We start from the raw sequence: 25480 nt of genomic DNA, 5'->3' as shown, positions 1-25480 counted from the left end.
TTGGTTCATTCCCACCCTTCGTTCCCGGCAAGGAGACGTTCGATGGCGACTTCGCAAGTTTCTAACCGGGCGACGACGCCAGCGTAATGGTCGGCGAACGTTTCGGTTTCGCTGGCTTTGGCCGCTTGCTCCAGCAAGGCGGCGGCGGAGGCGACTTCCTTGGCCGAAATGTTGGCCGCCATCCCCTTCAGCGAATGAGCCAACTGGGCGACCATCTCGGCATTTTTCGAGGCGACATGTTGACCCAGCGTCGCCGCGTCTTGCGACGAACGATCTTTGAATTTCGTCAGGATCATCCGGGCTAGGTCGTCGTTGTCGCCGCAGCGGGCCAGCAGGTCGTCACGGTCGATCGAGCCGTCGGAGTCGTCGACATCGAGCGTCACCTCCTCGTGCAGATCGGCCACGCCAAAGTCGTATGGCGCTTCGATTGAGAACGATTCTTCCTCGTCCGCCGGCGCCAGGCAATCGACGATCGTGCTGATCAATTCGCCGCGGTTGACCGGTTTCATCACATAGCCATCCATGCCGGCGGCCAGGCAGCGCTCTTTGTCGCCGCGAACCGCTTGAGCGGTCAACGCAACGATCGGCAGGTTTTTCAAATCGGTGCGGTCGGCGGCGGCTCGCTGGCGAATCGTTTTGGTCGCGGCGAAACCGTCCATCTCGGGCATTTCGCAGTCCATCAGGACCAGGTCGAAGGCGCCTTCCAAGATCTTGTCGACCGCCTGACGGCCGTTCTCGGCCAGCGCGACGTCAAAGCCTTCCGACTGCAGAATCTCTTTGGCGACGATGCGGTTGATCTCGTTGTCGTCGACGACCAGGATCTTGTCATCCAGCGGAGCCCGGGGCTCGGTCGTCGCTTCGGTTTCGCCTTCGCCGGACAACAGCCTGGGCGAACGCTGGCCCGTCATTGCGACCAGCGCGTCGAGCAGCCGCGTCTGACGAACCGGTTTGGGCAGGCAGAGCATCTCCAGCTGTTTCAGTTCGGCCGGCGGGATCGTTTGTTGGTACGATGTGAGCATTAGCAGCCGCGTCGACTGCAGCTTGTCGTGGTCGTGTATCAAATGGGCCAGACGCAATCCATCCAGTTCCGGCATCAGGTGATCGAGGATCGCCAGCTGGAACGGCACGTTTCGGTTCGCCGCATCTTCCAGCAAGGCCAAAGCGCGTCGGCCGTTGCCGGCCGTCGCCACATCGACGCCCCACGATTGCAGCTGTTCGTTGATCACCTGCAGGTTCATGTGGTTGTCGTCGACCGCCAACACCCGCAGACCTTGAATGTTGGGGATTTGATTGCAGGTCGAACGTTCGATCGCTTCGAGCGGCAGCGTGAACCAGAAGGTCGAGCCCTTGCCGACTTCGCTCTCGACGCCGATTTCGCCCCCCATCAACTCGACCAACTGTTTGCAGATCGCCAAGCCGAGCCCGGTGCCGCCGTATCGCCGCGTTGTGGAAGCGTCGACTTGCGAAAACGCTTTGAACAGCCGCTGCATCTTGGCGCGAGGCACGCCGATGCCGGTATCTTCGACCGAGAAGCGAATGCGGGCGACGGCGTCGGAACTGGTCGGGACCGAACGTTCACGCTCAACCCGCAGGTAGACGCCGCCGGTTTCGGTAAACTTCACCGCGTTGGAAAACAGGTTGACCAACACCTGGCGAATCCGTTCGCAGTCGCCGATCGCCGCCTGGGGAACGTCGGAGGCGATGCTGCTGTTCAGCTCGAGCCCGGTCATCCGGCACTGCGGCGCGAACATCTCGGGAACCGACTCGATCAGGTCGGTCAGGACGAACTCGGTCTGTTCGAGTTCGATCCCGCCGGCTTCGATTTTCGAGAGGTCGAGGATGTCGTTGATCAGGTGCAACAGCGATCCGGCCGAGGACTTGGCGAGTTCGACGAAACGCTGTTGCTGATCGTCCATCCGCGTGGTGTGCAGCAGATCGAGGAACCCGATCACGCCATTGAGCGGCGTGCGGATCTCGTGGCTCATGCTGGCCAGGAAGGTGCTCTTCGCTTCGTTGGCCGCTTCGGCCGCTTTGATTTCGTCGGCCAGCTGCGCCGCCTTCCGGCGCTGCGTGATGTCTTCGACCGTTCCTTCGTAGTAAAGGACGTCGCCGTTGTGATTGCGGCGGGCCGAGGCGTTTTCCGAAATCCAGGCGATTGTTCCGTTGGCGCGGCGAATTTCCGACTCGAAGCCGAAGACGACGCCGTTCTGTTCGATTTCGTCGATAAAGTTCTGACGGCGATTGCGGTCCACATAGACGTCGATCGCAACGTCCTGGATCTCGTCGCGCAGCGACGCCAGATCGTAATAGCCGAGCAACCGCGCCAGCGCCGGATTAGCGGTGATGAAGAACCCTTCCGGCGTCGTTTGATAAATCCCTTCGACGGCGTTCTCAAAGATCTCGCGGAAGCGGCGTTGGGCCTCGCCACGCTGGGCCATCTCGCTGTTCACTTTGGCGAGCACGCGGTTGTACTCGGCGGCGATCTGACCCACCTCTGTATGCGGCTCGACGTGGACGTCCTCCGAGAAGTCGCCCAGACTGCGATGCCGCTGCATGTCGGTCAGCAGGTCGATCAGTTCGGTGCTGGCGCCATGCTCCGAGATGTTCAGGCCGTCAAGCTCTTGTTCGCGAGAGACGCGGAGCGGAGCGATCCGGTTGGCGATCGTGATGACGATAAAGCCGCCGCCAAACGACCAGGCAAAGCAGGTCGTCACGCCCACCAGTTGGATACCAAGTTGTTGCCAACGGGTGACGCCTTCGCCAAAGTGGACCGGATCGGCCAATAGCGCCAGCGCTACCGTGCCGAAACAGCCGGCACAGGCATGCGCCGGCACCGCGCCGATTACGTCGTCGATCTTCAACTTCGGCAGCAAGTAGCTGACGCCGCTACAGACCAGGCCCGATCCGGCGCCAACCACCGCCGCGGCCCACGGCGCCAAGATATGGCACGAAGCGGTCACGCCGACCAGCCCCGCGATAGCGCCGTTCATCACCTGACCAACGTCGGGACGCTTGCTAACCCATTGGGAAAGGACGAGCGCCGCCAGAGCGCCCATGGCGCCGGCGAGATTGGTGTTCACCAGAATTTTGGGAACCGATCCGTTCATGGCGAGCGTGCTGCCGCCGTTGAAGCCGAACCAGCCGAACCACAGGACGAGCGCTCCGAAGGTCGCCAGGGTCAGGTTGTGGCCCGAGATCGGTTTTTCTTCGTTGCCGTCGAAGCGGCCTAGGCGCGGTCCGATCACCAAGACCGCCGCCAGGGCGACCCAGCCGCCGACCGAGTGGACGACGGTCGAGCCGGCGAAGTCGATGAAGCCGAGTTGCGCCAGCCAGCCGGTCGGCGTCCCTTCGATCGCGCCACCCCAGGCCCAGTGGCCAAACAGCGGGTAGATGATCGCCGAGACGAACACGCTGATGATCAGATATCCCTGAAAGCGAATCCGCTCGGCCACGGCGCCCGCGATAATCGTCGTCGCGGCGCCGCAGAACATCAGCTGAAACAGCAGGAACGCCATCAACCAGGGAGAAGCGTCCCCTTCCAGGAAGAAATTGGTCGTGCCGAACAGGCCGTAGTAGCTGACGCCAAACATCAGCGCGAAACCGAACGTCCAAAACACGACGCTGGAAACGCAAAAGTCGATCAGGTTTTTCAGGGCGACGTTAAAGCTGTTCTTCGCCCGCGCCATCCCACTTTCCAGCAGGCAGAAACCGCCCTGCATTAGCATTACCAATGCGGAACAGATCAGAATCCAGGTGATGTCGAGGGATTCAGCGGTAGCGGACATGGGGCGACTCGGAAATTACGTTGTACCGGTGGGGCTGGTCGACGCACGCCTTCCGCCAAGATGCGGTCGTCGATCCACGTTTAGATTGGGGCAGTGTTGTGGGAATGCAGCACGTTCAGAATTTGGCACTCTCTAATGGGTGAACTCTGAACTCCCAAAGAGTAGGTCATGAATAGGAAATCAATTTCACTTTTTTCTGGCGAAAGTAGGCTCCATGGGGATCGGACGCCGGAACGGCGGCACTTTGGACCGCGCGATCGATACAACCGGGACGTACTTACCGCATTCGCAAGAGTTGCGTGCAAGAAAAAAGCTCGGTCAGCGTTGACCGAGCTTTTGGGAGCCGCGAGGAGCTATGCTCTGAGCCTGGCGAGGTTGGAAAATGCCACGAGGGCATTGTTCAACAGGCAGCTAGTCGAGCACGTTCGCCTTGGGCGCCGGCGGTTTGGGCGTTGGTTTCGGAGCGTTCGGATCGACCTTCGGCTCGGGGCCGAACTTCACTTTGCCGCCGATCCAGGTCGTGTACCGCCACGTATCGGGCTGAGGATCCCAGCCGGCCAAATAGCCGGCCTTGTCGGCGACGGCGCGGACGGCCAGGTACGCCTCGTAGCTATCGGGGAGCACGATAAACTTGAAGTAGTACTTCTCTGGATTGGTCATCCGCAGCAGCTTCTGAAACCGGGAGCGCGGGTTTTCGATCTCGGCGATCGTGAAGCCTTCGCTTTCTCGCGGCTCTAGCCGCAGGCGGGGGGACCGTCCGGAAGCGTACATTTTGGCTTTGAAGTAGTCGTCCTGCAAGACGCGCTGATTGAAGTCCTCAACAAACTTCTCCGCTTCGACCCCTTGGGCCGGATCCTTCACGTACTTTTTGACGCCGCGCTGCAGCTGATACTCCGAGCGTTTTTTGGCGTCATCACGAAGTTCGGTCGGATTGAGCGGATAGACCTTGTTGCCAATGCACAGGAGGAGCGCCTCCTTGATGCCGTCGGGCGCGGGGCGCGGATCGGGCATATTGACGATCTTGGGGGGCAATTGGGAGCGCGGCTTGGAATCGGCCAGAATCGCTTCCAGGCTGGCGATCTTCTCCAGGCTCGAGTTCAAGTCGGTCGATAACTTCTCGCGGGATTTCTCGTTCTCGCCCGCCTTCTTCATCATCTCGTCTTGTTCTTTTTTGGCGACGAGCGCCTTTTTCAGCTGGCCCTCTTTGCCGACCAGCGTCGCTTCTTTGGCGACCGATTCCGAGCGGAGCCGCTTGAGCAACTCTTCCAGCTTCGACTCGTCCGGATCCAAATCGTCGAGCGACGTCTTTACCGCCAGCTTTTCTTTGTGGGTCTCTTCCAGCTTTTTGATCATCGCTTCGAGCGCCGCAGGGTCGACCGCCACCGTCGAGGCGATCCGCTCGACCGCCTGACGAACGCCCAACTGCACGACGACCAACACGATCAGCAAAATGCCGACCACGTTAAACATCGTGTCGAGCAGCGAGTCCATTCCGCCGTCTTCGTCGTCGTTTGATTTTCGTCGGGCCATTATTCCGGTTTCTTCTTTTTGAAATAACTCAAATCGATTCGTCCGTCGCCTACGACCGGCAACTTGCCATTTTTGACTCCCTTGGAGCTAACGAGCGATCGCGCCGAGCGATACGTCGACAAGCCGTCGTTGCGAATCAGAAAAACGATCTGGCCTTTCGGATTCGCCTTTACTTCTTCGACCAGTTTAATGAACGTCGGATTGGTGTTCATTTCGTTGGTGCGGACCGGCGTCGTCTTGGCGCCATCATGGATGACGATGCGTCCGTCGTCGCATTCGACGAACGACGGATCAAATCCGACGCCAGAGCCGCCGGGCAGAATCGAAACTTCCGATTCCTTGGGAGGCAGCTTGCGATCAGCGACTTCTTTTTCCATCTGGGCGATTTTCTCGCGCCGCGACTTCAGCTCTTCTTCCATCTCACTGATGGTTTCCGATTGGCCGGCGAGGTCGACTTTGGGACCATCCAGCGAAATCTGATCGAGCTTGGTCTCCGTTTCTTCCAGCTTCGCCAGCAACTCGGCCAGACGCTTTTTGGCGTCTTCCAACTCCTTTTGCTCGGCGGACTGGGTCTTCTTGAGCTCCGTCTCTTTCTTTTTGAGTTCGGCGTTCAATTTCGCCAATTCTTCGTCCGCGTTGGCGAGTTCCGCTTTCTTCTCTTCGTACTTCATCGCCTGGTCGACGGTGTCGTTGTCGAGCGCCTGGACGGCGATCGCAGCGATGATCATCGTAAGCGTGCCGATAACGCAAGCCAGCACGCTAAGAAACGGAAAGAGCGAGACGTCGTCGCCCCCGTCTTGTGCGCGTTTGGCCATGGTTATCGTTTCCCGTTACGACGCGATTTCTTGCCGCCGCCGCCAAAGCCGAACCAACCGCCGCCGCTGCTGCCGTTGGCCGGACCTTCGACTTGTTGCACGACGACCCGTTCGTCACCCAGCTTCGACAGCACGTCGTTCAGGCCGGTTAGGCCCTCAGCGACGCCGGAGAAGTAAGCTTCCAGCCGTTCGGTCGAAGCGTCGACGTTGGCGTTCATCTGATTCGAGGTCTGAATCGCCGCGCTGGTCAGCGCCGTCAGCGAGGCTTGCAGCTGAGCGGCGATCTCTTGCATCTGCGTCAGCTGGTCTTGCAGTTCGACCCGCATTTCTTCCTGACGCGTCTGCATTTCGCCGGTCTTGGCTTGCACCTGCTCCATCACTTCCGAAGTGATTTGCTTCTGGCTGTCGAGCAGCTTCGCTTGGATTTCGCTCCAGCCGTCGGTCGTCTGCTTGGTGATCGTTTCGCCGACCAGTTCCAGCTTCCGGGTCCAGGCTTCCAGTTCCGACTGCTGCGTCGCCATCGCTTCTTCGACGGCGCGACGGAAGACGGTCGTGTCGTACGGATGGTTCTGTTTGACGGTTTCATGTTCGCGACCGTCATTGAGTCGGCGAAGCAGGTTTTCGTTGCAGTACTCGTCGACCCAGTTCAGCACCCCTTCTTCGCTCTTTTGCAGCGAGGACATCGGGAACTTGATAATCATGCTCATCACCAGCGCGACCAGCGTCGTATTAAACGCGGTGCCGAGACCGGAGAACATCAACGTCAACGAGGACATCAGCTGCGAAGGATCGTTGCCCCCCAAGGCGCCGGCCAGCGACGCGACCGCCAAGCTAATACCGAGCACCGTACCGATGAACCCCATCGTCGGAATCGCCCAGATCAGCACCTTCAAAGCGGTATAGCTCGACACGACGTTGTTCGAGTCGATTTCGGACTGCGACGCCATCATCGTCACCGTTTCGGCGGCGTTGCGGCGAACGCGGAAGTGCTGCAAACCGCGAAGCACGCGGTTGATCAGGAAGCTTTCGCCATGTTCGCCCGGCAGTTGGCGAATGTTTTCGACAAAGCGGTCGAGCGTATCGATCCGAATCTCGGGCGAGATGTCGGTCGGCAACACGTCCATCAGCAAGTAATCGCGCTGACGACGGATCTTGCGTTGCTTCAGCCAGAGAATCGCCATCGCCCAGAAAAAGAGAGACGTCGACAGATACTGAATCGCCACACCCTGCACGCCGCCGGCGAGGAACAGGTCGCCGAGGTACGTTCCCTTCGACGGCCACAACAGCAGCAGAAACGCCGCGGCGGTGGCGAAGCCGAAGATACCAGGCCACAGCAAACCGACATCGCTCGGATCGGTGAATTCCCCTTCCGAGATCGAAGAAGATGCATTCGAGGCGGCCGCCGCCTGTTTGGCTGGTTGTTTCGTCGGGGGAGCCCCCGCTTTCTTGCCGCCGCCCTGCTTGGGAGCGTTGCGGGTCGACAACGGATCGGTCTGGAGGTTGCCAAGATCAAGTCCGCCCAAACCGCCGCCGGCGTCACCCTCGTCGAAGCTGGGGAAACCGGACGATTCAACCGGCGGCAGATCGAGATCAATTTCCGTCGTGTTGGGGATCCGGACGCTGGCTTTGCAGTAGGGGCAGTTCCGTTTTTGGCCAGCGAGTTCTTGGCGGACTTTCAGCGACTGGCCGCATTGCGGACATTTAAATTTGAAATACATAGATTTTCAGGAGGGAGCGAATGCTGCGGTCTGTTCCGCGGGGGGTAGAAAAGGGGGCCGGTATTCTTCTGATATGCACTAGCTGGTCACTTTTTGCAACCAAACTGCCTGGTACGGGGGGGTTAGGTGAAAAATGGAAAAAGCTATCGCATCTCTGGCCTAATACTCTTTATTCTGATTTTGAACTTGTTTTTATTCCCTGTCACGGAATAAACATACCGGTTTCTTACGTATCTGCGAGCACGATTGCGTTTCTCCAGCAACTCGCAGCTCATTTGTTGCAATTCTACGCAATAGCCGTGAAAATTAATCGCATCTGGTTCGTCTAATGAAGGAATTTTCATGGCTGATATTCGGGTCGTTTGCCCCTGCTGTGGCGTGTCGTTGCGCGCCAAAGAGCAGCTTGCCGGCCAGACAATCCGGTGTCCCCAGTGCGTCAGCCTGGTGCCGATCAAGCCGCCCGAAGAGGGCTATGCCCAGCCGGTCGAAGCCAATTACGAGGCCGTTCCACTCGAAGAACAGAATGTAGGACGCGTTTGTCCCAAGTGCGCCAATTCGCTGAAACCGGGCGGCAAGCTTTGCAGCCAGTGTGGCTGGCATCTCGAGCTGGAAGCCTATTTCGAGGATCTCAAGGACGACAATATGGTCGTCCGCGAAGAACCGAAGACCAAGTGGGAAAGTTGGTTCGCCGACCAGCTACACGAGAATTCGCGGCCTCAAGACGTCCTCAATTTCTCCGCCATCGCCGGGGCGGTGGTTACCATCATCACCTTGGCTGCGGCCCATCTGCGGTTTGGCATGGCCGGGATGTTGATCATTCCTCTGCTGATTGGCGTCTGGATCGCTTGGTACCGGGTCATGCAATTGATTGGGCTGCTAAACGACCCGACCCGCAAGCGAATCTTGGCCAAAGAGGACGCGGAGCGGAAAACGAAGGAAACGGCCCCCGCCTCGGCGCCAATGACCCCAGCGGCAACGGCAACGGCAGCAGCCACTACCGCAAAACCGACGACCGGCGGCAAGCCAGCGGCGACCAAGCCCCTTAGTTTTGATCTGCCCGACGCGGATCTCCCTGGTCAGGCGAAGCCCAAACCTGCTTCTGCACAGCCGCAGCGAAAACCGGTTCGCCCCGATTTGGCCAGCAAGCCGACCGTCGCCGCCGGATCGAAACCGAAGCCTGCACCCAAGCCTGCGGCGCCTGCTAGGCCCGCTTCGAAGCCGGTGGCGGAAGCTCCCGCCAAGCCGAAGCCGTCGGACGATGATTGGCTCAACGATCTTCTGTAGCTTCTGCTAGCAGCCCAGGTTGTCGGCAACTGACCGGCCGAACTTGAGCGATTCGGCCAAGATTCTGCTGATCGATCTTGTTGGTCTGTCCCGCGACTTCTATACTCCGCCCGAACTACGGACCCTGCCGGCAGCGAAGCTGGCGTTTCGATTGTGTGCCGACAAGGACGACGGCTATGACGCGAACATGGATGATATTGCTGACCCTGCTACTGATTGGCGGCCCGGTCTTCGCCCAGACCGACGGACGCGTTAGCTCGCAGGCGACCGCCCACCCGATTCCAACGGTCCGCCCCCCTTCTCCGCTGAACGAAAGCGACAAGGCGGCCGCCGCTCCCTTGGCGACTTCCCCGGCGCCTTCGACTGCAACATCGACAGAAAAGCCGGCCGGCGTCTCGAGTTCGGCCTGGCGCAGTCCTAGCGAAACGATCAAAACCGCGTCCGCCTATTCCTCGGGGAATTCCGCTTCGCCGATGAGCGCCGCGACGCGTAGCGAGCCGCTGCCGGCTTCCGGTTCGCTGCTGAAGGTGACCAGCGGTTTGAACGAACTGCCGCATGACCAAGGTCAGGTTTGGCGCGACTATGACATTACTCCTTATACGCTGCGGGTCACGTCGACCTCGAAGCCGGAACAGGCGATCATCGACTGGATCTTGCGAGAAACGGGGACCGACGTCTGGTTTGGTTCTCCGTTGGGATTGCTGCACGCCGACAAGAACACCCTGCGGGTCTACCACACCCCCGAGATGCAACAGATCGTGCGGGACGTGGTCGAAGATTTTGTCGAAAGCCAGGCCGAAGTAAAGACCTTGGGGCTGCGTCTGGTAACGGTCAAAAGCCCGAACTGGCGCCGTCTGGCCTACCGCATGATGCAGCCGGTCTCGGTGAAAACGCCGGGGATCGAAGCCTGGCTGCTCAGCAAAGAAAACGCGGCGATCCTGCTCGATAGCCTCCGCAAGCGGAGCGACTACAAAGAGCATCAAGCGGCGAACCTGCTGATTCACAATGGCCAATCAAGCGCGGTCTCGATGCTCAAGCCGCAAACGTTCATGCGTTCGGTCCGTGCGACCGCCGCCTGGCCGGGTTACGAACTGCAAAGCGATCAGATCGAAGCCGGCTTTTCGCTGGAGGTGAGCCCGCTGCTTGCCCCCGACGACCGCACGATTGACGCGGTGCTGAAGTGCAGCGTCGACCAGATTGAGAAGTTCGTGAACGTCGATATCGACGTGCCGACCGCCACCGGCGGCTCGCAATCAATCCAGGTCCAAATTCCGCAAATGGTCAGCTGGCGGCTGCACGAGCGATTCCGCTGGCCATCGGATCAGGTGCTGCTGATCAGCTGCGGCGTGGTGGCTCAGCCCGATATGGGAGTCTCAACGGCCGCTTCTTTCCCAATCTCATTGCCCCTGCCCAGCAGCCCGGCTCGCGCCGATGGGCTGATGTTTGTCGAGTATCTGGGGCCGGCGAAATCGAAGCCGGGCCAGACGCCGGTCACGCCCAATGCGGCGGCGATCGACAATCGCGGTCGGTACTAGCAGTCCGTTGATTTTTTCGACGGACTGCGTGATCGCACGGATGCGATCCCAAAATAGCGACGTAAGTCGTTATTTTGCGAGCCGCGAAGAGCGGTTTTCCTTCATCTGTATCGTTCTGGCTGGTTGCGGCCGCGCTGGTCGGCGTTGACCTGCATCGACCAATCTTGAGGATTCGCCTGCTTCGGTCGCCTTGACCAGCTTGCCTCACCAACGCCAGAAACGCTACAGCTATCAGAAAAACGCTCTAACGGCCAAAACCGCCGAGTTTTCGCCCAGGAAATCCGTATCCCGTCGACACGCCCAGGGCGGCTGCTTAGAATACAGAACCCTAAGTTAGTACACGGTTTGCATCCTGCGTCAGTCAGGTCGCCAGGGAGCGTTTTCCCCATGCGACCGACTTGTTGAGAAGTTGAGATATGGCGGAAGTCGGAAATCGCCGCGTCGTTGTCACCGGATACGGCTGCATCACCCCCTTCGGCAATACGATCGAAGCGTTCTGGGATGGAGTCGCCGCTGCGCAAAACGGCGTCGCTTTGCTGCAAAGTTTGCCTACGGACGCTTTGCCGACTTCTTATGGCGCAGAAGCGACCGCCTTTGCCGGCGACATTGGCGAATTTGGGCCGCTCGACAAGAATCAGCAGCGATCGATTCGTAAGAATCTGAAAGTGATGTGCCGCGAGATCCAGATGGGGGTCGCTGCGGCCCAGTTGGCGCTGCATCATGCCGATCTCACCAGCGGGAAGTTTGATCCCGAGCGGACCGGCGTCGTCTACGGCTCTGACTACATGATGACCTTGCCCGAAGAGTACGCGAAGGGGGTCATGAAGTGCGAGGCCGAACTCGCAGCGCACAACTTCGATCACTGGGCCACGCAAGGCATGCCCGAGATCAACCCGCTCTGGTTGCTCAAATACCTGCCGAATATGCCGGCCAGCCATATCGCGATCTTCAATGATATGAGGGGCCCCAACAATTCGCTCACGCTTCGCGAAGCGTCGTCCAACGCCGCGATCGGCGAGTCGTTTATGACGATCCTCCGCGGCCACGCCGACGTGATCGTGACGGGCGCAACCGGTACCCGGGTGCATGAAATGCGTTCGGTGCACACGGTTTTGCAGGAACAAATCGCCTCGGGCGAATCGGCCGGTCTTTGCCGTCCGTTCGATAAGAACCGCAATGGCATGATCCTGGGCGAAGGCGCGGGCGCGATGGTTCTGGAAACCGCCGAGCACGCCGAAGCCCGCGGGGCGAAGCCGCTGGCCGAGATCCTGGGACAAGGGATGTCGACCGTCATCGACCGCAGCGGCGCGTCGAATCGTCGCCTGGCATTGGTCAATGCGATCCGCTTCGCCTTGAACGAAGCGCAACTGTCCGCAGCCGACATCGGTCATATCAACGCCCACGGATTGGCGACGCCCGACAGCGATCAGCAGGAAGCGGCGGCGATCGTTGACGTCTTTGGCGATGTCGAAAAGCAACCGCCGGTAGTCGCCGTAAAGAGCAACGTTGGCAACCTTGGCGCCGCGGGGGGCGTGGTTGAGTTGATCGCCAGTCTGATGGCGATGGACAAGAAGCAGTTCTTCCCCATTCTGAATTACGAAACGCCCGATCCCGAATGTCCGGTCAACCTGGTCCGGGAAACGATCGCCGCGTCGAGTGGACCGGTTCTCAATCTGAACGTGACTCCGCAAGGTCAGGCCGCCGTCGTCATCGCAAGCGTCTAGAGCGTTTTTCTGATAGCTCTAGCGTTTCTGGCGTTAGTGAGGCAAGCTGGTCAAGGCGACCGAAGCAGGCAAATCCTCAAAATTCGTCGATGCGGGTCAACGCCGACCAGCCCGGCCGCAACCAGCCAGAACGATACAGATGGAGGAAAACCGCTCTAACAGTCTGTTGATTTTCTCGACGGACTGCGTGATCGCAGCGATGTGATCCCAAAATAGCGACGTAAGTCGTTATTTTGCGAGCCGCGAGGAGCTATGCTCTGAGTCTGGCGAGGTTGGAAAATGCCACGAGGGCATTTTTCAACAGGCAGCTAAATGTTCGTCGGCTCGCCATGGGGCGGACCATCTGTGGGCAAATTGTGACGTAGGTTTTCTCTTGGCGGGTAGCGACTTTACGCTTTCCCGGACGAGAGGATCAATTCTTGCGATTCCGCCGACTCGGTTGCGGGTAGAATCGGAAGGATCCTAAAAGGTCAGTGATTCGCTTAAGTTTGACGCCATCAGCGAAATCTGGTCTGGTAACGCATAGCTTGGAATGGATTCTGCATTTATTCGGAAGTAGAAGCATGGTGGTTTTGCGGTCGTTACGTGCAGCGGGCGGAGTGCTGCTGCTGTTGCTCGCCGTTTGGGGAGCGAGAGCCGACGACGCCGATCTAGCGCCGGCGATTTTGGAAGCGACCGAAGGCTTGCGCAAGAGCGGCGCCAGCGTCAACTATTACGAAAACGCTGAAGGGCAGATTCTGTTCAGCGTCAATTTCGTCGACGCCCCGGCGACCGAGGAAAATCTGCGTTACTTGGTGAAGCTGCCCCATGTCGAGCGTCTCTGGCTCGGCCGCAACTTCCAGCTGAACGAAGCTTCCTGGGAAGCGATCATGCAGCTGCGCGAGCTGGGATATCTCTACCTGCATACACAGCCGACCGACGACGACATGCGGCTAATTGCGCAGTTGCCCAACCTGCGAACCTTACTCTTGGATGGTCAAAACCTGACCAACACCGGTTTGTGGTATTTGGAAGAGCTGCGTTATCTCGAAAACCTGACGATCCAAAGCGCCAGCTTCGACGGCGATTGTTTTCAGTACCTGTCAAACATTCGCAGCCTGACCAGTTTGACCCTAACGTCGAACAAGCTCAAGTCGAGCGACCTGGCGGGACTTGGCCAATTGCCGCACCTTGAGTTGCTGTTCCTCAGCGTGAAGAGCGTCGATGGCGCCGGTTTCGCCGAGATCGGCAAGCTGACTCATCTGCGCAGTCTCAATCTACGCAACGTGCGCACCAAGGCCGAGCAGCTAGAGCCGCTCGCCCAACTGCAGCAACTGCAATTCCTGACGATGAACGACAGTGTGATCCAAGGCGGCTTAGGGTCGATCGGGAGTTTGCGAAATCTACATCGTTTGGAGTTGGCGAATTCGACGGTCAGCGATGGCGACCTCGACGCGCTGACCGCGATGCCGCTGCTCACCAATCTGAACCTCTCCCATACCAAGGTCACCGACGACGGTTTGAAAAAACTGAGTCAGATGAAACGACTTAACACGCTGAACGTGCGGAACACCGCAGTGACCAAAGCAGGGTTGCGCTCGCTGCAAAAGCAATGGCCGCAGCTGATCATCAGCGCTTCGATCAATTTTATTGAGCCGAAAGAAGCGGACGAGGCGAAATTGAAGTCGCCAAAATTCAAAGATTAGGGATAATGAGAGCGACGCCGAGGCATGCCACGCGCGATGGCGGCGTCCTCTTGAGCAGGAGGTTCAACATGATTTCGCAACGTTATTGCATCGCTTCATTATTCTTACCGCTGATTACGCTCGCTACTGCGTGGGCTCAGCCCGCGCCAATTCCCGGTACGCCTAATCGTGGGATCGCGGTTCCGCAAGTCGTCAACGATGACTTTCTTTTGACCGAAGCGGTCGTCGCTGAGCTTGAGCAAGCAGGTTGCACTTTCGGTTACGCCGGTTCTTTACGAAATGAACTCTTTCAGTGGCACGAGTATGCCTGCGTCCGGGTCGAAGGCAACAAGCTGAAGCCCGAACAATGGAAGTTGCTGCTGCAACTGCCCGACGTCAAGCTGTTGTCGCTCCATCAAACCGAGTTTGGGGATGAGGTCGGCGACGTGCTGGCGCAAATGCATCAGCTGACCGAATTGCAACTGCACGAAAGTTTCGATGACAAAGGAATTCGCGCTGTCACGACGCTCAGTCCGCTCAAAGCGCTGCTGATCGCCAAGACCGAGGCGTCGCCCGATAGCTTTTTTGGCCTGGAAGAGCTCCGCAAGTTGGAGCAGGTCGAATTCACCGATCTAGTTGTGAATACGGCGGTGATCGGCGGCCTCCGCGGTCTGCCAAAGCTGAATCAATTCAACATTCGCAACAGCCAATTGGAACTACCCTGGGGATTGGATCAACGTTCGTTCCCAGAGCTGAAGACGCTGGCCATTGACGGGGGCGCCGCCAGCGAAGCCCTGGTCAGCGAGGTCTGCGCCGTTCCGACGCTTCGTCAGTTGCAGCTCTCCTGCCCAACCGGAGAGTTGACGACGACCGATTTCCGGCGGTTGACCGGCTTGCCGAACCTAGTGGAGCTGTCGGTCGCCCAGTCGGCGCTCCCCGACCAGTCGTGCCCGTTGCCCCAGCCGCAGCAAAAGATCGTCAAGCTGAACGTGGGCGGTACCGGCGTCGGGGATCAGTTCCTTTCGACCATTCGCGACTTCCCCAATCTCCGCGAACTCGACCTGACCGGCACCAAGGTGACTGACGCCGGTCTGGCGAACCTGTCGCAGTTGCCGAAGCTGGAGACGTTGACTCTTAGTGATACCGCGATCAGTTCGACCGGAGCCAAGCACTTTGCCCAATTGCAGTCGCTGCGCGAGTTGCATTTGCATGGCACGCAGTTAGACGGTCAGGCTTTTCTGGATATCGCCAAGTTGAAGAACCTGGAATGGATCGATCTGAGCCAGTCGAATGTGCAGGGAAAGCATCTGTTGGAACTGCGAAAGCTGCCGAAGCTTCGCGGGATCGTATTGATGAACACGCCCATTGGTACGGCTGACCTGCCCTATCTGAAGCAGCTGTACCACATCGAAGAGATCTACGTCGAAGAGACCAAGCTGACCAACGAAGAGCAGATCAAACTGCACGAAGCGCTGGCCAAGGCTCGCAACTTCCGCCCGAGCGCCTAGTCCCTGCGGCGGGTTCCCCAAATCGCTACATCCGGTCCAACGGGAAGCTGTCCAGCTTCCCGTTTTTGTTTCTTGACCTAGCTGTTTGTTGTTGAAAAATGCCATCGTGGCATTTTTCGACCTCGCCAGGCTCAGAGCGTAGCTCTTTGCGGCTGCCAAAATAACGACTTACGTCGCTATTTTGGGATCGCATCCGTGCGATCACGCAGTCCGTCGAGAAAATCAACGGACTGCTAGGCGGTGAATCGATGGGTTTTGAGGGGAATAGTTCGCCTTAAAAACCTCCGAGTCGTGGGAGGCGTCTATAATAGAAGAGCGACTCCGCTTTTTAGCTGACGTTTTGGCGTCTGCGCGATATAAAACACGGTATCGCAACACGTTACCGCTCTTCCCCTGGGATGCCATGGCGACTGATACCAGCGACTCCTCCAAGACCGAATCGGCGTCGGGTCAGATCAACGATGATGGCCTGATTCAGAAGAAACTGCGTAAGACCCGTTGGCAGTTGAAAATCGCGGAACTGGCGGCGGCCTGCATGTTATTCGCGGCCGGCACGATCGCCTTCCTGCTGATGTTGGCGGTGATCGATCACTGGGTGCTCGATCTCAGTTTCCCGCTGCGTCTGCTTGCGCTGGCCGTCTTTCTGGGAAGCGCTGGCTACTTTGTCTGGTCGACCATTTTGCCGCTGCTGTGGCGCACGATCAGCCCGGTCTATGCCGCGCGGATGATCGAGCAAGGGCAACCGGCGCTGAAGAACGGTTTGATCAACCTGTTGTTTCTAAAACAGGAAGCGACGCCGATCCATCGCGCCGTGCTCGATACGGTGCAGCAGCGGGCGGCGTCCGACTTAAAACAATACGCGACCGAAACGACGGTCGACTTCTCGAAGGCGATTCGCATCGGCTATGTCTTCGCCGCACTGGCGCTGGCGTTCGTCGTTTACAAGATCGCCTCGCCGAAAGATCCGATCGCAACCGTGCAGCGGGTGATTTCGCCATGGGCCGATATCGCACGTCCGTCGCGGGTCGACATTGTCGAGGTCTTGCCGGGCGATACGAAGATTTACCAAGGTCAGACGGTCGACGTCGCGGTGAAGGTTTACAATATCGACGATGACGAGAAGGTCAAGCTCTACTACTCGTCTGCCGATCGCCGCATCGTCGACCAGCTGGTCTCGCTGCAGCCCGACGAGAGCGGGCTCTACTTCCAAGGCGTGATCGCGCCCGAAGGCAAAGGGATTCAGCACGATTTGGCTTATTACATCAAGGCTGGCGACGCCAAGACCCGCGACTACAACATTACGGCCGCTCCCGCGCCGTCGATCGAAGTGGTTGACGTGCGCTACGACTACCCCGCTTACACCGGCGACGCCCCGGTGACGCAGTCGCGCGACGGCGCGATCAAGGCGCTTGAAGGAACCCGGGTGACGGTCAAAGCGGTCTCGAACATGCCGATGGACGAGGCGTTCATCGAGTTCGATCCTGACGCCGGCGAATACGCGAAGATTGCCCGCACCAAGATGACGGTCAACAGCGAAGATCCAACCAGCGCGATCGGCACGTTCGTGATCGAACTGCTCCGGCAACCAGCCGCGGACGATCCGAATAAGTTCGATACCACGCCGAAGCATCGCCGCTATCAATTGCGGTTCAAGACGACCGAAGGAGATCTGAACCCCTATCCGGTCGCTTACCCGATCGAGGTGATCCGCGATCTAACGCCGGAGGTCGAACTGCTGCGTCCAACCACCGAAAAGATTCAAGTGCCGGCCAATGGCGGCGCGGCGATGGAGTATCGCGCGATCGATCCTGACTACGCCGTGCGGCAACTGACGGTGATCGGCGAGATTGGCGGCAAGGAAAAGTTCCGCGCTCCGCTGTTAAAGCAATCGACCACCGGCAATGTGCTGGAGACCTTCCGCTTTGTTCCTAGTGAACGTGATCTGAAAGAAGGCGATCAGGTGGTCGTCTACGCGTTGGTCGAAGATAACCGTACCGACGCCACCGGCCGTTGGACGCCGAACGTGGCTCTTTCTCGCTCGCTGACGATCGAAATCACCGCGCCGGAGAAAGGCGCCGAAAAGCAGATTCCCCCAAAGAACCCCGATGGTGGACAGCAAGAAGACCAGCCTGGCCAGGAAGGTGGGCAGGAAGGAGATCCGATGAAAGATGGCGGCCAAAATGGCGGCGATCAGCCTGAGGATGGGAATCAAGGAGGCGACAAGCAGCAAGGAGGAGACAAAGGTCAGGAAGGGGATCAGAACCAAGAAGGCGGCGACCAGCAGCAGGAAGGCGGCAAACAACAGCAAGGTGGCGACAAGAACCAACAAGGCGGCGAGCAGCAAGGCGGCCAAGAGCAAGAAGGCGGTCAGCAGAACCAGGAAGGTGGCCAACAGCAACAAGAAGGTGGCGGTGATCAGAACCAACCTGGCGGACAGCAGCAACCCGGCGGCGACCAAGGCCAGCAAGAAGGGATGCAGCAAGGAGACCAAAACCAGCCGGGCGGTCAGCCACAAGCAGGCGGCCAGCAGAATCAGTCTGGTGGCGGTCAGCAGAACGGCATGCAGCAGCAACAGGAAGGTGGCGGCGAAGGAAAGCCAAACGGTCAGCAGCAGCCAGGCGGTCAAGATCAAATCGGCGGCGGCCAGCAGCAGAAGGCGGGCGGCGATCAGAATCAACAGCGCGGCTCGCAGCAGCAAACCGGCGACCCGAATCAAGAAGGAGGAGCTTCCGGTTCGCAGCAGAACCAAGGCGCCCAAGATCCGAACCAGCAGGTCCAGCCGAAACCGCTCTCGGCCGAAGGCGCCGAAGATGGCGACGCGTTTGAGCGGATCAAGGAATACCTAGAAAAGAAAGATCAAGAAGGGGGCGGTCAAAAGAGCGGCGAGCAAGAGAGCACGCTGCCCGGCGAAAAGGCGGATGGTGGGGCCTCGCAGCCTGGTCAGGCCGATCAGCAAGATCGTCAGCACGAAGCGATGGAGAATCGCACGCCGCAGGAAGGGGGCGAGCCTAACGGAACCGAGTCTGGCCCCGATTCGACCGCTGACAATTCGCGCCAAAGCGGCGGCGGCAAGTCGGAAGGCTCTCCGGCCGAAGACCAGCAGACTGGTCGCGAGCAAGGGGATGGCGACAACAAAGATCAACAAGGGGACGAAGCTGGCGGCGACTCCAAGAAGGGTGGCCACGCCGAGACCGAAGAAAAGTTTGATCCCAAGGGGGAAGAACGCAAAAACGACAATGGCAACGGCGACGCCGGCCCGTCGGGCGCCGGCAATCCTGGCGCTGAAGAGGACCAGGGAAGTCCCTCGTCCCCCAACGAAGTCGAAAACTCGCCAACGATGAAGAAGGGCAAACCGGAAGGTGGCGAAGAGCCCGGTAACAAAGGTCCCAAGAGCGCAGTCGGCGAAGACTCCAAGAAGCAAAGCGACAGTTCCGGCGATGGCGACGGCGATCGCTCAGGCGGCGGTGATGCTGGCGGTGGACAATCGGCCAAGCAACATGGTCATGACTCGCCGGGCGAAACCAGCGCCGCCGACAAAGGGGCGTCCGCTTCCGAGCAGCGCGGCGATGGCGAAACCGGTACCAGGGCGGGCGATCAACAAAAGACCGATCGCCAGACCGGCGCCCCCGGCGAAGAAATGGGAGAAGGTAGCGGTCGCGACAGCAAAGGGGGCGGCGACGAGTCAGGCGGCGGCAAGCCGGGCGAGCCGAAGGACCAAACCGGGGAAAAGCCGGAGAGTAGCGGCGAGTCGAACCAGTACGGCGAAGGCAATCCGACCGGGGGCGGTGGTCTGCCGAGTCAACAAAACGCTTCGCCCGACGCCGGCGGTCCTGAGCACGGCGGCGACCAGGCGAACCTGGATTATGCCCGCCGTGCGACCGATATGGTGCTCGATAAGCTGGAGCATGATCAGAAAGAGCCGGACCAAGAGCTGCTCGACAACCTCGGCTGGACGAAGGAGCAATTCCGCGACTTCATGCAGCGGTGGAAAACGATGAAGCAAGCGGCCGAGACGGCGCCCGAAGGAAGCGACGCCAAGCAAGAGATGGACGAAGCGCTTCGCAGCCTTGGTTTGACGCCGGGGCAAGATCGCGTCCGCCGAGCCGATTCGAGCGCCGCCCAACAAGGGGGCGCCGCCGATGTCAACCGGTCGCGACCGCCGGCCGCATTTCTGGAACAATACAAGGCTTACCTCAAAGGCTCCGCCAAACAGGCGCCTCGCTAATTTCCTCACCCTGATCAACCCTGCCGGCACGTTATTTGGCGTGTGCGGCGGAGCTGCATGACGACAACGACGCCTCGCTACCTTGTGCCGTTTCATCCGAAGCGGGTCTCTCATTACTTCACCGACGTCCTGGTGCTGGGGGGGGGTATCGCCGGCCTGCGTGCGGCGCTCGAAGTTGATCCGTCGCTTTCGGTGCTGATCGTCACCAAGGACAAGGTCCTAGAGTCGAACAGCACCTACGCCCAAGGGGGCATCGCCGGCGTGCTGGATGACGAAGATCGCTACGAAGATCACGCCGCCGACACCATCACCGCCGGCGGTTCGCTTTGTGATCCGGCCGTGGTCGATATGGTGGTCCGAGAAGGACCGGCCTGCATCCGAGAATTGATCGAGTGGGGGACCGCCTTTGATGAGGAAGATGGCCAGCTGGCCCTGGGGCGCGAAGGTGGTCATGGTCGCTCACGAATCGTCCACGCACTGGGCGACTCGACCGGTCGCGAGGTGATCCGCGCTGTGGTCGAGCGAGCCCGCAGCCGCGAGAACATCCAGATCTGGCAAAACGAGTTCACGCTCGATTTGATTACGCACGAGGGAGAGTGCCGCGGGGCGCTGGCGTCCGACCAAAAACATGGCCGTACCTTGATCTGGGCCAAGCAAACCATCTTGGCGACCGGCGGCGTCGGGCAGATCTATCGCGAGTCGACCAATCCGAAGGTCGCCACCGGCGACGGACTGGCGCTGGCGATCCGGGCCGGCGCTCAGCTGCGCGACATGGAGTTCATGCAGTTCCATCCGACGGTCCTGTACATCGCGGGCAGCGGCCGCAGTTTGATTACCGAGGCGATCCGGGGCGAAGGCGCCTATCTGGTCGACCGCAGCGGCAATCGCTTTATGGCCGACTACGATCTGCGGGGCGAATTGGCGCCGCGCGACGTCGTCTCGCAGGCGATCGTCTCGCAGATGGAGCGGACCAAGTCGCCTTGCGTTTTTCTCAGCCTCAGCCATCTCGACGCGGGTTTTGTGCAAAAGCGGTTCCCCGGCATCGCCCAGGCTTGCGCCAAGTTTGGGATTGATATCACCAAAGATCGGGTTCCGGTCCGCCCCGGCGCGCATTACATGATTGGTGGGCTGACGGTCGACGTTGACGGGCGGACCACGCTGCCCGGGCTGTGGGCGGCCGGCGAGGTGACCTCCAGCGGATTGCACGGCGCCAATCGTTTAGCGTCGAACAGTTTGCTCGAAGGGCTCGTATATGGGAAAAGGAGCGGCCGCGGCGCCTCGAATCGAGCGCTGGAGATGCCGGATAGGTTTACTGCGCTGAACCTGGAAAATCCGCGGTTACCGCTAAGCGAGCCGCTCGATTTGGAAGATATCCGCAATTCGCTCACCAGCTTGATGTGGCGATCGGCGGGCGTCCGCCGCGACGAGACCGGGCTGGCCGAAGCGGTCGAAATGATCGACCTGTGGAGCGGGTACGTTTCGCTCCATCAATTTGACCATCCCGCGGGCTGGGAATTGCAGAATATGTTGGTCGTGGCCCGCGCGATTGCGCAATCGGCGCTAGCCCGGCGCGAATCGCGCGGCGTCCATCTCCGTATGGATTATCCGCAGACCGATGATGTGCATTGGAATCGCCATCTGGCCTACCCTATCACCTGACCCCCCTCCCCTTCCCTGATCACTGAATTTCTTTTCGCTTCATCCGGTTAAACCTTGGCGCATACCTGGGGTGCTGGAGTTTTAGCAAACGCCGATTTGAATTAAACTACGCCGTTTAAGCAGGTGTTGTTCCACAAATTATTGGGAACCGCGCCTCAGAAATGGCGAACCTAATCCTCCCCTATTCTTCATCGATTCACGAACGACGGTTGGCAAGCTATGGCAGAATCGAGCGGAACCCCGATGATCGAGGCGGACCGCCTCTCGAAGTTCTATGGAATTTTCGCCGCCTCACGCGACGTTTCTTTCCAGGTGCATCGCGGCGAAGTGGTGGCGTTTCTCGGCCCCAATGGCGCCGGCAAGAGCACCACCATGAAACTGCTGACTGGGTATCTCTCGCCTAGCGAGGGCGTCGCCAAGATCGCCGGTCATAACATGATGACCGATCGCTTGAAGGGCTCGGCGATGCTCGGCTATCTGCCCGAAAATGGCCCGCTCTATCCGGACGCCACGCCGCATAGCCTGTTGATGTTCTTCGGCGAAGCCCGCGGCTTGAACCCGGCCCAGCGGAAAGAACGGATCGATGCGGTCGTCGATCTCTGTAACTTGCACACCGTGCTGCACAAGCCGATCAGCAAGTTATCGAAAGGTTACAAGCAGCGGGTCGGCATGGCTCAGGCGATCTTGCATGAGCCGGAAGTCTTGATTCTGGACGAGCCGACTTCGGGACTCGACCCCAACCAGATCCGCGGCGTGCGTGACATGATTCGCCGCTTGGGCGAGTCGAAGACGATTTTGCTGTCGACCCATATTTTTCAGGAGGTCGACGCCTTGGCGACGCGGGCGATCGTGATCAACGAAGGACGTTTGATCTACGACGGCGCCATCGACGCGATGAAGGAGCCGGGCGAGTCGCTCGACGACGCCTTCTATCGCATGACCAAAGGGGTGAACGCTCTCACCACCGTCAACGGCTAGTCTCCTGATCGCAACCGCACATCCACCTGGCAAAGCTCCGACTTTCCCCAACGCATTGACGCAATCATGGCTTGGATAAACGCAATTACGCTGGTCTGCTTCGACCTGATCTTCGCGGGCGCCTTTTTCATCGCGATGATTCCGCTGCTGCTCGTCAAGCAAGCGGCTTACGCGGTGATGAAGCGGAACTTCAAATCGTATTTCAGCAACCCGACCGGCTACGTCTTTCTGGCGATCTTCGTGTTGTTGACGTCGATGGCGGCGTTTTGGCCGCACGAGTTCTTCAACGCCAACCTGGCGAACCTGGCCCAGCTGAATCAAAACATCGGGCTGATCATGTTGATCTTCGTCCCGGCGATCACGATGGGACTGTGGGCCGACGAACGCCGACAAGGGACCGACGAATTGCTGCTGACGTTGCCGGCGACCGACTTTGACATCGTCATGGGCAAGTACCTGGCGGCGGTCGCGGTCTATAGCGTGTCGCTCCTCTTCTCGCAGTTTTGCAACTTCCTGGTCCTCAACGCGCTGTCGGAAGGAGACATGGATATCGGGTTGTTTCTGACGACCTACATCGGCTACTGGTTTATCGGCCTGGCGATGATCTCGCTGGGTATGGTGGCCTCGTTTTTGACCAACAACCTGACGCTTGGCTTTGTGATGGGCGTGTTGATCAACGCCCCGTTTGTGATGCTGCAATATGCCGACGCCTTTGTGACCGGCGCCGGTTGGATTCAGTTCTTCAGCCAGGCGAGCATCGGTCGGCAGTTTGACGACTTCGGCCGCGGCGTCGTCAGTTTGTCGTCGCTAATCTACTTCATCATGCTGACCGTCTTTGGCGTCTATCTCAGCATGGTGCTGATCGGGCGGCGTCACTGGATGGGGGGCAAAGACGGCGAGTCGCTGCTGGGGCACTATCTGCTGCGGACGATCTCGCTGGTGGTGATCGCCAGTTCGGCGACGTTGTTCTTCGTGCTGCACGATCAGCGGTGGGATGCGACCGCCGGCAAGACCAGCTCGATTTCGCCGCAGACGATGAAGCTGATCCGCAACCTGGAGTCGGACGAGCCGGTCCGGATCGAAGCGTTCATCAGCGCCGACGTCCCCGAATCGTACGCCGAAACCAAGAGCGACCTGATCAACTACCTGAACGAGTTCCGTGGCGCCAGCGGCGCCAAGATGGACGTCTTCATCTACAACGACCTGGAGCCGTTCAGCGAATTGGCCGAAAAGGCCCGCGATCAATATGGCATCATGCCGGTGCCGGTGATGGGCGAAACCCGCGGCATCATGCAGACCAAAGAGATCATCCTGGGCGCCGCCGTCCAGCGCGGTTTGGAGAAGGTCGTTATTCCGTTCTTCGGTAACCGCGTGCCGGTCGAGTACGAGCTGGTCCGTTCGATCAGCACTGTGACCGATCAACAGCGGAAGCGAATCGGCGTGCTAACGACCGACGCGATGCTCTTTGGCGGCGTTCGCCCCGACCCGAACAATCCGTTCGGCGGTTTCCAGAACGTGCCGAAACAGCGAATCGTCGACGAGCTCGAAAAGCAATACGACGTTGAAGAAGTCGATCCGAACGAAGAGATTGATCCGACCAAGTTTGACGTGCTGGTCGCCGTGCAGCCTTCCAGCTTGACGCAGCCGCAACTCGACAACTTGATTACGGCGGTCAAAGCAGGCGTGCCGACTGCGATCTTCGACGACCCGGTGCCGTTGGCCATGAACCAGGCTCCGCCGATTTATCAACCGAAAGCGCCACTAGGCAGCGGGATGTTTGGGCGGCAGCAAGCTCCGCCTCCCAAGGGCGACATCCGCCAGCTCTGGAAATTGCTCGGAGTGACGCTCAGCGGTTCGCAGTTGATCACCGACCAGTACTTTAACGCCGATGTCATCTCGCAGAACTACAACCCGCATCCGAAGCTGCGAATTGGCGGCGGTCAGATTACGCCGGAGTGGGTCTTCGTCGATAAGTACGCACCCGGCGCTGAGGATGCGCTGGCGACGCTGAACTCCGACATCGACATTACGCAGAACCTCAACGAAGTGTTGTTCGTCTTGCCGGGCGCCGTGGTGCGAAGCAAAGACTTCCCGCAGTCGATGACCTTCACCCCGCTGGTGCGAACCGGCACGTTGACCGGCACGGTCACCTTGGACGGACTGCTGCGGCGCCAGAATAACCAAGGGGGCGGGCGTGTGCTAACTGGTGAGCAATACACGCTGGCGGCCCTGATTGAAGGGATCCCGGCCAGCGAAGTCGACAAGCTCGCCGATCCCAAAGAGAAGAAAGAAGGATCGGGCGATGTGGCGCCGATTCGGGTGGCGATGGTCGCCGACATCGACTTGCTCCACAGCGCGTTCGTCAGCCTGCAGTCGGAAAAGAACGACCAGGTCGAACTGAGCCTAGACAATACGAATTTCGTCTTGAACCTGCTCGACAACCTGGCTGGCGACGATCGCTTTACCACGATCCGCGGCAAGAACCCGCGTCTGGCTCGTTTGACGATGGTCGACACGATGACCAAGAACGCCGTCGAAGCGAGCACCCGCGAAGAAGAAGCGGCCAAGCAGCGGTTTGAGGCCGAAAAGGAAGCCAAAGAAGCCGAAATCAACAAGCCGGTTGAAGAGCTCGAAGACTTGATGGCCAAGATGCAGCAAAAGCAAGCGACGCAGCAGTTGACCGCCGAAGACCAGATTGAACTGACCAAGCTGGCCAAGCGGGTGCAAGAGCAGCAGTCGGTCGCACAGCGAAAGCTGCAGGTCGAAGCCGAGCGAATCACCAAGGAACTGCAAGAGACCCAACAGCGAATTCAGCGTGAGCTCGATCGCCAGGTCCTGAAAACGCAGAACACCTTCAAGATGTTCGCCGTGGTGCTGCCGCCGATCCCGCCGATCTTGGTCGGCCTGATCGTCTTCGTCATCCGCCGCATCAAAGAACGCGAAGGGCTGTCGAAGGACCGCATCGTCAAATAAGCGAACCGCGCCGCACGCGCCGGTTCGCCATCAAAATATTTCCATTCAACAACCGCCGATCGTCCCGTCTGGGGAGTCCGAA

The 25480-nt window shown here is 59.3% G+C and carries 13 protein-coding genes; 9 read left to right on the top strand and 4 right to left on the bottom strand.

Going from position 1 to position 25480, the window contains the following annotated elements; translation table 11 throughout:
* Positions 1-5: 5 nt before the first annotated feature.
* The 4 genes from amt to Enr8_RS18445 form a co-directional block, all read right to left on the bottom strand.
* Positions 6-3785 (bottom strand): ammonium transporter, encoded by a 3780-nt coding sequence (gene amt, locus Enr8_RS18460; RefSeq protein ID WP_146434297.1) that lies wholly within the window; start codon positions 3783-3785, stop codon positions 6-8.
* 411 nt (positions 3786-4196) lie between these two features.
* Positions 4197-5315, bottom strand: a complete 1119-nt coding sequence (locus Enr8_RS18455) for a hypothetical protein (RefSeq protein WP_146434295.1) — start codon at positions 5313-5315, stop codon at positions 4197-4199.
* On the bottom strand, positions 5315-6130 hold the full coding sequence (locus Enr8_RS18450; protein WP_146434293.1) for a coiled-coil domain-containing protein: 816 nt from the start codon (positions 6128-6130) through the stop codon (positions 5315-5317). The genes Enr8_RS18455 and Enr8_RS18450 overlap by 1 nt, the downstream gene beginning before the upstream one ends.
* Positions 6131-6132: 2 nt before the next feature.
* The gene (locus Enr8_RS18445; protein WP_146434291.1) at positions 6133-7848 is read right to left on the bottom strand and encodes a MotA/TolQ/ExbB proton channel family protein; all 1716 of its coding nucleotides are present in this window, start codon (positions 7846-7848) and stop codon (positions 6133-6135) included.
* Between the two features lie 342 nt (positions 7849-8190).
* On the opposite strand from Enr8_RS18445, the gene Enr8_RS25555 reads away from it, so the two are divergent.
* From Enr8_RS25555 to Enr8_RS18400, 9 genes are all read left to right on the top strand, one after another.
* Complete coding sequence (locus Enr8_RS25555) at positions 8191-9132, top strand: hypothetical protein (protein ID WP_186767735.1); 942 nt, start codon at positions 8191-8193, stop codon at positions 9130-9132.
* A 176-nt stretch (positions 9133-9308) separates the two neighbouring features.
* On the top strand, positions 9309-10667 hold the full coding sequence (locus tag Enr8_RS18435; protein WP_146434289.1) for a RodZ family helix-turn-helix domain-containing protein: 1359 nt from the start codon (positions 9309-9311) through the stop codon (positions 10665-10667).
* Between the two features lie 416 nt (positions 10668-11083).
* Positions 11084-12391, top strand: coding sequence for a beta-ketoacyl-[acyl-carrier-protein] synthase family protein (locus Enr8_RS18430; protein ID WP_146434287.1), 1308 nt, complete (start codon positions 11084-11086; stop codon positions 12389-12391).
* A 563-nt stretch (positions 12392-12954) separates the two neighbouring features.
* Positions 12955-14076, top strand: a complete 1122-nt coding sequence (locus Enr8_RS18425) for a leucine-rich repeat domain-containing protein (RefSeq protein ID WP_146434285.1) — start codon at positions 12955-12957, stop codon at positions 14074-14076.
* A gap of 68 nt (positions 14077-14144) precedes the next feature.
* Entirely contained in the window at positions 14145-15563 is a 1419-nt protein-coding gene (locus tag Enr8_RS18420) for a leucine-rich repeat domain-containing protein (protein ID WP_186767734.1), read from the top strand.
* A 403-nt stretch (positions 15564-15966) separates the two neighbouring features.
* Complete coding sequence (locus Enr8_RS18415) at positions 15967-19788, top strand: DUF4175 family protein (protein WP_146434281.1); 3822 nt, start codon at positions 15967-15969, stop codon at positions 19786-19788.
* Between the two features lie 57 nt (positions 19789-19845).
* The gene (nadB, locus tag Enr8_RS18410; RefSeq protein ID WP_146434279.1) at positions 19846-21447 is read left to right on the top strand and encodes an L-aspartate oxidase; all 1602 of its coding nucleotides are present in this window, start codon (positions 19846-19848) and stop codon (positions 21445-21447) included.
* 219 nt (positions 21448-21666) lie between these two features.
* Entirely contained in the window at positions 21667-22425 is a 759-nt protein-coding gene (locus Enr8_RS18405) for an ABC transporter ATP-binding protein (protein ID WP_146434277.1), read from the top strand.
* Positions 22426-22491: 66 nt separating this feature from the next.
* A complete protein-coding gene (locus Enr8_RS18400; RefSeq protein ID WP_146434275.1) occupies positions 22492-25398 on the top strand; it encodes a Gldg family protein in 2907 nt (968 codons plus the stop codon).
* The last annotated feature ends 82 nt before the right edge of the window (positions 25399-25480 follow it).

The sequence above is a fragment of the Blastopirellula retiformator genome, assembly GCF_007859755.1.
Classification (GTDB): domain Bacteria; phylum Planctomycetota; class Planctomycetia; order Pirellulales; family Pirellulaceae; genus Blastopirellula; species Blastopirellula retiformator.
The sequence above is the reverse complement of the archived record's forward strand: the minus strand, read 5'-3'. Positions and strand labels throughout refer to the sequence as shown.

Bases quoted from the DNA above. Each gene is read 5' to 3' on its own strand.
- Enr8_RS18415 (WP_146434281.1), top strand. From the start codon at position 15,967: ATGGCGACTGATACCAGCGACTCCTCCAAGACCGAATCGGCGTCGGGT.
- Enr8_RS18425 (WP_146434285.1), top strand. From the start codon at position 12,955: ATGGTGGTTTTGCGGTCGTTACGTGCAGCGGGCGGAGTGCTGCTGCTG.
- nadB (WP_146434279.1), top strand. From the start codon at position 19,846: ATGACGACAACGACGCCTCGCTACCTTGTGCCGTTTCATCCGAAGCGG.
- Enr8_RS18450 (WP_146434293.1), bottom strand. From the start codon at position 6,130: ATGGCCAAACGCGCACAAGACGGGGGCGACGACGTCTCGCTCTTTCCG.
- amt (WP_146434297.1), bottom strand. From the start codon at position 3,785: ATGTCCGCTACCGCTGAATCCCTCGACATCACCTGGATTCTGATCTGT.
- Enr8_RS18420 (WP_186767734.1), top strand. From the start codon at position 14,145: ATGATTTCGCAACGTTATTGCATCGCTTCATTATTCTTACCGCTGATT.
- Enr8_RS18435 (WP_146434289.1), top strand. From the start codon at position 9,309: ATGACGCGAACATGGATGATATTGCTGACCCTGCTACTGATTGGCGGC.
- Enr8_RS18430 (WP_146434287.1), top strand. From the start codon at position 11,084: ATGGCGGAAGTCGGAAATCGCCGCGTCGTTGTCACCGGATACGGCTGC.
- Enr8_RS18405 (WP_146434277.1), top strand. From the start codon at position 21,667: ATGGCAGAATCGAGCGGAACCCCGATGATCGAGGCGGACCGCCTCTCG.
- Enr8_RS25555 (WP_186767735.1), top strand. From the start codon at position 8,191: ATGGCTGATATTCGGGTCGTTTGCCCCTGCTGTGGCGTGTCGTTGCGC.
- Enr8_RS18445 (WP_146434291.1), bottom strand. From the start codon at position 7,848: ATGTATTTCAAATTTAAATGTCCGCAATGCGGCCAGTCGCTGAAAGTC.
- Enr8_RS18455 (WP_146434295.1), bottom strand. From the start codon at position 5,315: ATGGCCCGACGAAAATCAAACGACGACGAAGACGGCGGAATGGACTCG.
- Enr8_RS18400 (WP_146434275.1), top strand. From the start codon at position 22,492: ATGGCTTGGATAAACGCAATTACGCTGGTCTGCTTCGACCTGATCTTC.